Raw genomic sequence first — 7,053 nt, 5'->3', positions numbered from 1 at the left:
GTAGAGGGTCTTCGGTGGACCACACTCTGGCGGCGCATCGGACCAACGCAAGCCATTACGATTGATGAAGATTATCCCGCTCAAGACCCGCCGATCATCGACCCGTGGGCGGCCATGGCTCTTTGGAAAGAACGGCCGCAGCCGCGCCATCTGCTCGTCACTCAGCCAAAAAAGATTGCTCAGCATGCCCCCATCAGTTCGGGAGCGTGAAACACGCCGGCAAGGGGGTCGAAACCCGATTAATGGGTCATGACACTATGATCCAGCCGCCGAGATCGCGGGTCGGGGGAAGACCAGCATAGTGGTTATTAAATATCGCTGAATTAATTGCTACACTCGACCGTGACGAGATCGATTCTGCAATTGATGCTCCGTGGTCAGCGCCAAATTAACTGTTCATGACCAGAGCGACCCCCATACCGATGCCGGCAATCAGGATGATGACGCTGAAGGCATTCTGCGTCCGTTGAACCACCTGTTCGCGCGCCGTCGGTCGGAACGGGATTGAGGCGATCGGAGCCACGCCTAGATATTTCGTCACGAGGGCCTGGGTACGCAAAACAGGGCGCCGCGCCTCTAAGAGAAAGCCAGACAGCAAAGCTAGACCCAGACCAAGAGCGATACCCAGCACCGCAACGCGCCTGCGACCTGAGGTGAGCGGAAACTCCGCCTCGGTCGCGCTTTCCAACAGGATCATTTGTTGGCCATAGTCGCTGGTCACAAGGCTCTGGTCCAGACGCGCTTGGGACAAGCGTTCAGCGATCGCCATGCGGGGCACCTCCAGCGCCGCAAGCCGGCGGGTATAGTCCGCGATCGTCTCCGCCACTTCCGGAATGCCGGCGACATTCGCCGCGATCATCGGGAGGCGTCGATCGATCGCCTCAAGTTCCAACTGCAGCGATTCCTCCTGCTGCCGGATCAGGTCGATCTGGCGGCTTTGACCGACCGATATTTGCTGCCCGTCGCCTTCGCGCAGGGCGTCGATCTGCGCCTCCAGGCGCTGCACCTCGGGGTGGTTTGCGGCTAGGGTGCGCCTGGCCTGGGCCAGATCGACCTCCAGGATGCGTAGCTGCTGGGCGAGCGGCTCCTGCCGGCCCAGTTCGGATGTCCCCACCTCCAGCGCAAGACGCTCGCGCTCCAGCGCCTGCAAGGAGCGGATCAGTTCTGTGCGCTGGCCCTCCAGACGCGTCTGCTCTGCAGCCAGAAATTCCAGGTTCTCAGGCATCCGGGGGGTGTTTTCCGTGCGGAAGGCGGCAAGGTCGGCCTCGACCGCGGCAATTGCCTCAAGCGCGCGGCGGTCCTGCGTCTCCAGCGTGCCGATCAGCTCGCTCAATCGCTGGTCGCGCTCTCTCAGGTTGCCGGTCTGGATCTGGTCGACGATGTCATTGGCCAGATTGGCGGAACCGGCGGCGGTGCCGGTCTGCGCCGTCACCTGGATGGCGGACACCTCCTCCATCGCGCCGGCAGAGGCGGTGACGCCCGCGACAAAGTTGATGCGCACATCCTGGCGGAACTGCGCGACCTTTTCATCCTCGCTCAGCGGCGTGTCGTCGTAGAGGTTGAAACGGTCGATCATGTCCAGCACGTTGTTGCGGGCCATGATCCGCTGTTCGATGGTGCGCAGGCGGGTGGCGGTGTCGCCGCTATCGACGCCGCCGGTCAGGACGGTCGGCTGCACCTGCAGAATTGCAATCGATTCAAACGCCCGGGGCAGCGCCAGAGCCTGCGCCAGCGCGATCAGCACGCTGACGACCAAAACCGCGGCCATCACCGGTCCCCGGCGCGACAGCATCCCGATGAATTCGCGTATTCCGACAATCGGTCCCATTCAAGCCTCGGCGTTATGAAGAAACAGCCCCAGCACGGGGCAATGACGGGTGACATGCGCCTCGCAGCGGCGCAGATCCGCCGCCGTGTCGCGGCGTCCGTCGATCGTCAGCAAGACCGTGTCGACCAGCGGCAGCGCCGCCAGACCGGCATCGTCGGACAGGCAAGGGGGCAGGTGCAGGATGGTGACATCCGCGGCCATCCCCATGATCATCTCGGACAGAGCCTGCTGGAACTGCGGCGACAGCAGCGTGATCGCGGCCAGGTCGGGCGCGGCCTGCACGGTGGCAAAGGCAAGCCGCGGCGTCACCGTGCAGGCGCGAAACAGCGGACCGGCGGGCGCCCCGGCTTGGCCGAACCGGGCCAGCACCGGTTGATGCGCGATGTCCAGATCAATCAACAGGACGTGGCGGTCCGGTCGGCGTGCCTCGGACAAGGCCAGGTTCAGCGCGGTCAGCGACGATGCCGGGCCCGGACTGGCCTGACTGACGCCGATGCGCGTCCAGCCGCGTTCGGTCACCTCGGGCAGCATCCGCGTCCGCAGCAGGTCGTAGGACCTGCTGCGTTCCGACCCGTGATCGTCCGCGATCAATGCACGAAGTGCGGCCTTTTGCGGCATCTCGATCTGGGGCAATGCCGACCATGCCTTCAGATGGTCGTGCCTGCGGGCGCTGGTACCGTCCATTCTCAAATTCTTTCTTCCGTCTCGACGCCGTTTCGTATCATATCATCGGGCACATTGCATGAAGCAGATCGACTTGTCCGCACATTCCGACAGCTCCCTTCCGCACTATCCCGTCACCGCGATCGTCATCGGACGGAACGAGGGGGCGCGCCTTCAGGCCTGTCTGCGCGCCTTGTCGCAGCAGCTGTCCCGAATTGTCTATGTCGATTCGGGATCGACCGATGGCAGCGCGGATTTTGCGCAGGCGATGGGCGTTCAGGTCGTGCATCTGGATATGGGCCTGCCATTCACCGCGGCGCGGGCCCGCAATGCAGGGTTGAAAGCCATTGCCGCCGACCCGACCGAATTCGTCCAGTTCATCGACGGCGATTGCATGCTGCAGCCGGAATGGCTGCCTGCCGCCGTCCGGGCCCTGCAGGCAGATCCCCAACTGGCGGTTGTCGCCGGACGGCGCAGGGAGCTTTATCCCGAACGATCGGTCTATAACTGGCTGTGCGATCTGGAATGGGACACGCCGGTCGGCGACGCCCGCGCCGTGGGCGGCGACATGCTGATTCGCCATCATGCGATCGCCGCCGTCGGGGGTTTCCGCGAATCGCTGATTGCCGGAGAGGAGCCCGAGATGTGCGTCCGCCTGCGGGCGGCCGGGTGGCGCATTCGCCGGCTGCCCGTGGAAATGACGCTGCATGACGCGGACATCACGCGGTTCGGGCAATGGTGGCGGCGCAGCAAGCGCGCGGGGCATGCCTTTGCCGAAGGTGCGGCCCTGCATGGCGCCCCCCCCGAACGACACTGGACCGCCGAGACCCGGCGCGCCCTGATCTGGGGCCTGATCCTGCCGGTGGTGGCGGTTCTTGGCGCGCTGCTGGTGCATCCGGTGTTGCTGGCGCTGCTGCTGGTCTATCCGTTGCAGGCGATACGCCTGTCGCGGCGCTTGGGACGCAAGCGGGCGGTCTATACCCTGATGGGTAAGTTCCCCGAGGCCATTGGCGTGGCCCAGTTCCACCTGAACCGGCTGCGCAACCGCCGAGGCGCGCTGATCGAATACAAGTAGGTCGTCGGCCGGTTCCCCGGCCGACATATGCCGCGTCAGTTTTGGCCCGTGGGTCGCATGCGTGCGCGCAGAGCGCGGCGCGCGGCCATCATGTCGCCCGCGGCGGCGTGCTGGACCGCATCCGGCGTGGGCGAGGGGGCAGCGGCCACCGGTGCAGGGGTCGCGGGCGTGGCCCGTGTTCCGCCCAGATGCGCGGCCAGATCACGCAGCACCGGGAACCGAAAGATGTCCGTGATCGAACTGCGCGTTACTGCCAGCTCGTCCCGGATCGTCCGGTGCAACTGCACCGCCAGCAGCGAGTGCCCACCAAGCTGGAAGAAGTTGTCATCCGCGCGAACCTCGGGCAGGCCCAGGATGCGGGCCATGATCTGGCCGATCCGCGATTGCAGGTCGTTGACCTCGGGCGCCGGGGCGGGGACCGGCGCGGCGGCCGCAACGGGCGGTGGTGCCGGCGGTGCGACCCGGGCCGTGGGCGGCGCGGCATCGGCCGCCGCCAGCGCCTTGCGGTCGATCTTACGGTTGGGGGTCAGCGGCATTTCCGGCAGGACATGGATCTGCAGCGGCACCATGAAATCCGGCAGCTCGCGCGACAACGCCGCGCGCAGCGCCGCTCCGTCCAGCCCTTCCCCGGTGGCATAGCCGATCAGTTGCCGATCGCCCGGACCCTGGCCCTTGGCGACGACCGCCACGTCGCGAACGCCGGGCAGGCGGGCCAACCGGGTCTCGATCTCTCCCAGCTCGATGCGATAGCCGCGCAGCTTGACCTGCTGGTCGATGCGACCCAGGAACCGCAGGCGCCCGGTGCTGTCGCGACGGCACAGATCGCCGGTCCGGTACAGACGTCCCTGGTCGGTCTGCGGAAACGCCGCATCGGTCTGCGCCTGACGGTTCCAGTAGCCGCGGGTGACGCCCGCCCCGCCGATCCACAATTCTCCCGCCACGCCGTCGGCGACCGCCTCTCCCTGCGGGTCGCGCAGGTGCAGGCTGGTGGCAGCGATGGGGTCACCCAGCCAGACATCGTCGGCCTGCGTGCCCAGATCGGCGACCGCCGACCAGATCGTCGTTTCGGTCGGGCCGTACATGTTCAGGACGCGCGCAGATCCGTTCCGTCGCAGATCGGCCAGCAGGCCCTGGCTCAGGGCCTCTCCACCCAGGGCGATGGTCTTCAGCCCCGCCATCGCGGCACGCGACGGTGCGTCCTCCAGCAGCAGGCGCGCCATCGACGGGGTGGCCTGCAGGTGCGTGACCTTGTGCCGCGTGATCTGGGCCGCGATGCCGTAATCGGCGACCTCGGTCGTGACCGGGTTCACGCGGTCGTGCAGCACCGCCAGATGCCGCAGGCTGTCCAGCACCATCGACGGGGCGATGCCATAGTCGATCAGGCAGGCGATCTCGGTCACGCCGATCTTGCGCAGCGCCGCGATCCGCGCCTCGGCATCGTCCACGGTCCCGAACAGGCCGCTGTCATTGAAATAGCGCAGGAAGGCGAAATCGAGGATGCCCTCCATCTCGTCCGGGTCCAGGTTCGACAGGTCCAGCGACATCGCGTCGGTGACGCCCGCGGGCTTCTTGAAGGCCGGGAAGGCCCAGGCATATTGCTTGACCAGCGCGGCGGCGGCGCGAAGGTATTCCTTCATCGGCTCGCGCGCGGTCTCCATCGCGGCCTCGCGCGTGTCGGCCAGATAACTGTGCAGCATCAGCGTGACGGTGAAATCCGCCGGATCGTGACCCGCCTCACGCAAGGCTGCGTGATATTCCGGGATGCGGGCGGCGATGTCGTCCATGCTCTGACCCAGAAGATGGGTCAGCACGTTCGCGCCAAGCCGCCCAGCCTCGCGCCAGGTCTCGGGGTTGCCCGCGGTGGTCACCCAGATGGGCAGTTCCGCCGATACCGGCCGGGGCTGGGTCACGACGGCAAAGGGGGTGCCGTCGGCGCGCGGAAACTCGACCGCCTCGCCGCGCCACAGCCGGCGGACCTGGTCGATGGTCTGCAGCATCGCAGGTTTATTCGCGGGCGGCGTGTTCTGCGGGCGCAGCACGAAATCGTCCGGCTGCCAGCCGGAGGCCACGGCGATGCCGCAGCGCCCATTGGTCAGGTTGTCGATGACCGCCCATTCCTCGGCGATGCGGGCAGGGTGGTGAAGGGGGCCGACGCACGAACCTGCGCGGACTGCGATGTTCTGCGTGACCGCCGCCACCGCCGCCCCGGTGACCGAGGGGTTCGGATAGGGGCCGCCGAAGGCGTGAAAGTGCCGCTCGGGCGTCCAGACGGCGACGAAACCGTGTCGGTCGGCGAATTTCGCACCCTCCAGCAGCAGTTCGTATTTCTTGGGGCCTGCCCCGTCGTCATTGCCCCAGTAGTACAGCGACATCTGCATGCCCTTGCGGCTGCCGGTGGCAGGCTCCGCCGTGGCACCCCCCAGAAGATCGCCTGCGATGACGACCTTCCAGCCCCGGGTCAGCGTCCAGAAGATCTCTAGCACGGAAATGTCGAAGGACAGGCTGGTGACCGCCAGCCAGGTGCCCGGTTCGGGGGCATCCAGCGACCGGTCCATGCCGGCGAAGAAGTTCACCACGTTGCGGTGTTCGACCATCACCCCCTTGGGCGTCCCGGTCGAGCCGGAGGTATAGATCAGATAGGCCAGGTCCTGGCCCGATGCGGGACGGGGGTCCGCCTCCGGTCCCTTGGCGTCCAGCGGCAGCACGCGCGCCTGATGCGCTGGCAGGCGCGACAGGATCGCCGGGTCGGCCACGACCACCGGCGCACCGCTGTCGGCGATGTAATGCTGCAGCCGGTCGGCCGGATAGTCCGGATCCAGCGGCACATAGGCGCCGCCCGCCTTCAGGATCGCCAGCGCACCGACGACCAGTCCCAGCCCGCGCGGGGCGAAGAGGCCCACGGGCACGCCGGGGCCAACACCCATCGCGGCCAGCTGTCGCGCCAGATGGGACGCGCGTTGATCCAGCTGGGCATAGCTCAGCCGCTCTCCGCGAAAAATCAGCGCGTCGGCATCGGGGCGTCGGGCGACCTGTGCGGCGAACGCGTCCTGGATCGTCGCAGGCGCGTCCGGGCCCGCATCGCGGTCGTCGCGGGCCACGGTCGCCATGGCATGGGCCGGCAGGGTCGGCGCCTTGTCCAGCGGCAGGGACGGATCGGCCGCGGCCAGGGCCTCGGTCACGTTGGCGATGGCGCGCCATGCGGCCTGCGACAGGCGCGCGCGGTCCCACCAGACCTGCACGCGCGACTGCTCGCCCTCCTCAAGCGCCACGCATATTGCGGCGCCGGTCGGCGCGTCCTGCGGTCCCGCGGCCAGGATCAGGCCGGGTGTCCCCGGACGCCCCAGTTCCGGCGCGCGGGCGATCAGGTCGGCCAGCACCGGCGCCCGGTCCAGCAGCGCGCGGCGATCGCGGTCAAGGGCTGCGGCCAGCGCCTGCAGCGTCTCGCCATCGGCATCGACGGGCAGCGGGCGGAACCCCAGCATGTGGT

At 67.4% G+C, this 7,053-nt stretch carries 5 protein-coding genes; 1 reads left to right on the top strand and 4 read right to left on the bottom strand.

Going from position 1 to position 7,053, the window contains the following annotated elements; translation table 11 throughout:
- The 3 genes from GBO37_RS13755 to GBO37_RS13745 all read right to left on the bottom strand — a co-directional run.
- Window positions 1-183, bottom strand: a 183-nt coding sequence (locus GBO37_RS13755; RefSeq protein ID WP_252929610.1) for a transposase, incomplete at its 3' end; no start/stop codon positions are given.
- A 205-nt stretch (window positions 184-388) separates the two neighbouring features.
- The gene (locus GBO37_RS13750; RefSeq protein ID WP_252929609.1) at window positions 389-1,828 is read right to left on the bottom strand and encodes a hypothetical protein; all 1,440 of its coding nucleotides are present in this window, start codon (window positions 1,826-1,828) and stop codon (window positions 389-391) included.
- The gene (locus GBO37_RS13745) at window positions 1,829-2,512 is read right to left on the bottom strand and encodes a hypothetical protein (RefSeq protein WP_045983632.1); all 684 of its coding nucleotides are present in this window, start codon (window positions 2,510-2,512) and stop codon (window positions 1,829-1,831) included.
- Between the two features lie 58 nt (window positions 2,513-2,570).
- On the opposite strand from GBO37_RS13745, the gene GBO37_RS13740 reads away from it, so the two are divergent.
- Window positions 2,571-3,566, top strand: a complete 996-nt coding sequence (locus tag GBO37_RS13740) for a glycosyltransferase family 2 protein (protein ID WP_252929608.1) — start codon at window positions 2,571-2,573, stop codon at window positions 3,564-3,566.
- A 35-nt stretch (window positions 3,567-3,601) separates the two neighbouring features.
- Here GBO37_RS13740 and GBO37_RS13735 read toward each other — a convergent pair.
- A partial coding sequence (locus GBO37_RS13735; RefSeq protein ID WP_252929607.1) for a MupA/Atu3671 family FMN-dependent luciferase-like monooxygenase occupies window positions 3,602-7,053 on the bottom strand: 3,452 nt, incomplete at its 5' end.

Origin of the sequence: Paracoccus sp. 08 (assembly GCF_024105395.1) — a bacterium.
Taxonomy (GTDB): domain Bacteria; phylum Pseudomonadota; class Alphaproteobacteria; order Rhodobacterales; family Rhodobacteraceae; genus Paracoccus; species Paracoccus marcusii.
Note: the sequence above shows the minus strand (reverse complement) of the source record. Positions and strands in the feature narration are given on the sequence as shown.

What these genes read in the sequence shown, in the direction of transcription:
- GBO37_RS13745 (WP_045983632.1), bottom strand. Translation starts at nt 2,512, where the DNA reads ATGGACGGTACCAGCGCCCGCAGGCACGACCATCTGAAGGCATGGTCG.
- GBO37_RS13750 (WP_252929609.1), bottom strand. Translation starts at nt 1,828, where the DNA reads ATGGGACCGATTGTCGGAATACGCGAATTCATCGGGATGCTGTCGCGC.
- GBO37_RS13740 (WP_252929608.1), top strand. Translation starts at nt 2,571, where the DNA reads ATGAAGCAGATCGACTTGTCCGCACATTCCGACAGCTCCCTTCCGCAC.